Source organism: Lysobacter enzymogenes (assembly GCF_017168095.1).
GTDB lineage: Bacteria > Pseudomonadota > Gammaproteobacteria > Xanthomonadales > Xanthomonadaceae > Lysobacter > Lysobacter enzymogenes_D.
Genome location: NZ_LXSD01000036.1, coordinates 1 through 2,421 on the forward strand (window position 1 = coordinate 1; position 2,421 = coordinate 2,421).

The window sequence follows — 2,421 nt, forward strand, 5'->3', positions numbered from 1 at the left end:
GATCGCGCACCGCGCCGCCCGCGCACCGTGCGCCACGCGCTCGACGCCGACACCGGCCGCGCCGTGGCCGCGGCCTGCGCGCGGCTGCGCATCACTCCGGCCGCGTTCTATCTGTCGCTGTACCAGGACTTGCTCGCAGCGCAGTGCGGCCGCGACGACATCGCCGTCGGCATGGCGGTGGAGCGCCGGCCGCGCGCGGAGTTCGACGCCACGGTCGGCTGCTTCGTCAACCTGGTGGTGGTGGTGCGCGCCGCGCCGGACCGGCAGGCCGAGCCTGCGCAGCGGCTGCGCGACACCCACGCCCGGCTCGGCCAGGCCCTGAGCCACGCCGACTATCCGTTCCAGCGGGTGGCGCGCGAGCGGCGCCGGCGCGGCGCCGGGCAGGGCGAGCCGTTCGATACCGTGTTCGAATACAAGAGCCGGCGCTTCTTCGCCTTGCCGGCGCTGGCGCGCGCCTGGGCCGGGGTGCGTTTCGAGCCGTTGGAAGGCCTGTACCAGGAAGGCGAGTATCCGCTCGCGTTCAAGGTCGCCGAGCGCGAGCACGGCCCGGTGCTGTATTTCGATCACGATGCCGGGCGCGTGGATGAGGCGACCGCGCAGCAGTGGCTGCAACGGCTGGCCGACTCGGTCCGCAGCACCGTCGCGGCGCTGTCCGCCGGCGACGAAGCGGCGCCGTGGCGAGCGCTGCACGACACGATCCGGGCGCAGGCGCGCCGCGATCCAGACGCGCCGGCCGTGGTCGATGCGGCGCAATCGCTGAGCTACGGCGAACTCGACGCGCGCTCGGACGCCATCGCCGCGCAACTGCGCCGCGCCGGCGTCGGCGCGGACGCAGTCGTCGCGGTGCTGCTGGAGCGTTCCGCCCAGGCCCTGTGCGCGCTGCTGGCGGTGTGGAAAGCCGGCGCGGCCTGGCTGGCGCTGGACCCGGAACTGCCCGCCGAGCGCCTGCACTTCATGCTCGAAGACGCCGACGCGGTCGCGACCATCACCCGCGAAGGCCTGCGCGAGCGTCTGCCCGGCACCGATGCGCTGGTGCTCGAACGCATCGCCGCGGCAGCGGATTTCGCTGCGCCGGCGATCGATCCGGGCCAGCTGGCCTATGTGATCTACACCTCCGGCTCGACCGGCACGCCCAAGGGCGTCGGCCTGACCCATGCCGGCCTGGCCAATCTGGCCCAGGCGCAGGCGGCCGCGTTCGGCGTGCGCGCCGGCGAGCGCGTGCTGCAGTTCGCGCCGTGGACCTTCGACGCCTCGGTGTGGGAGATCGCGATGGCGCTGTCGGCCGGGGCGACGCTGTATCTGGCGCCGAACGGCTCGCTGCAGCGCAGCGGCCGGCTGGCCGGATTGATGCAGGAACACGCGATCGCGGTGGCGACGCTGCCGCCGTCGGCGCTGACCCTGCTCGAGTCGGTGGAATTGCCGCAGCTGCGCACGCTGATCGTCGCCGGCGAGGAATGCGCGCCGGCGCTGGCGCAGCGCTGGATGCGCAAGTGCGCTTTCGTCAACGCCTATGGCCCGAGCGAAACCACGGTGTGCGCGACGTTCAGGCGGTGCGCCGCGGACGACGCGTTCGCCGCGGGCTCGGTGCCGATCGGCCGGGCCATCGCCGGCGCCGCGGCCTATGCGCTCGATCCCGACAGCCTGCGCCCGGTGGCGACGGGCGAGGTCGGCGAACTGTTCGTCTCCGGCGTCGCCCTGGCGCGCGGCTACCTCGGCCGCGCCGGCCTCACCGCCGAGCGTTTCCTCGCCGACCCGTACGGCGCGCCGGGCGCGCGCATGTACCGCACCGGCGACCGCGTGCGCCTGCTCGCCGGCGGCGAGCTGCAGTTCGTCGGCCGCGCCGACGCCCAGGTCAAGATCCGCGGCTCGCGGGTCGAGTTGGGCGAAGTCGAAGCGGCCGCGCAAGCGCATCCCGACGTGGCCCAGTGCGCGGTGGCGCTGCTGCCCGGGCGCAATCAGCTGGCCGCGTTCGCGGTCGCCGCCGACGGCCGCGCGGCGGACGCGCAGGCGCTGCGCCGCCATCTCGCCGCGCGCCTGCCGGACTACATGGTGCCCGCGCGGATCGAGTTCCTGGCGCAGCTGCCGACCAACCGCAACGGCAAGGTGGACCGGCACGCGCTGGTCGCGACGCTGTCCGGCCCCCATCCCAAGGAGCAGCCCGCGATGCTGCGCGAGCGCGATATCGAAGCGGCAGTGGCGGCGATCGTCGGCGAGGTCCTGCGCCTGGGCGAGGTGCCGCCGGAGCAGGGCTTCTTCGAGATCGGCGGCGATTCGATCCTGGCGGTGGGCGTGGCCCGGCGCATCGGCGAGGCCTACGGCATCGCCTTCGAGGCCACCGACCTGCTGGATCTGGGCAGCGTGCGCCGCATCGCCGCGCACATCGCCGCCGGCGCCGCGCGCGCCGAGGTCGATCCGGTGCCG

The 2,421-nt window shown here is 74.6% G+C and carries 1 protein-coding gene; it reads left to right on the forward strand.

Annotation, left to right across the window (positions count from 1 at the left end):
* On the forward strand, window positions 1-2,421 hold a 2,421-nt coding region (locus A7A76_RS01090), incomplete at both ends, for a non-ribosomal peptide synthetase (RefSeq protein WP_206409460.1).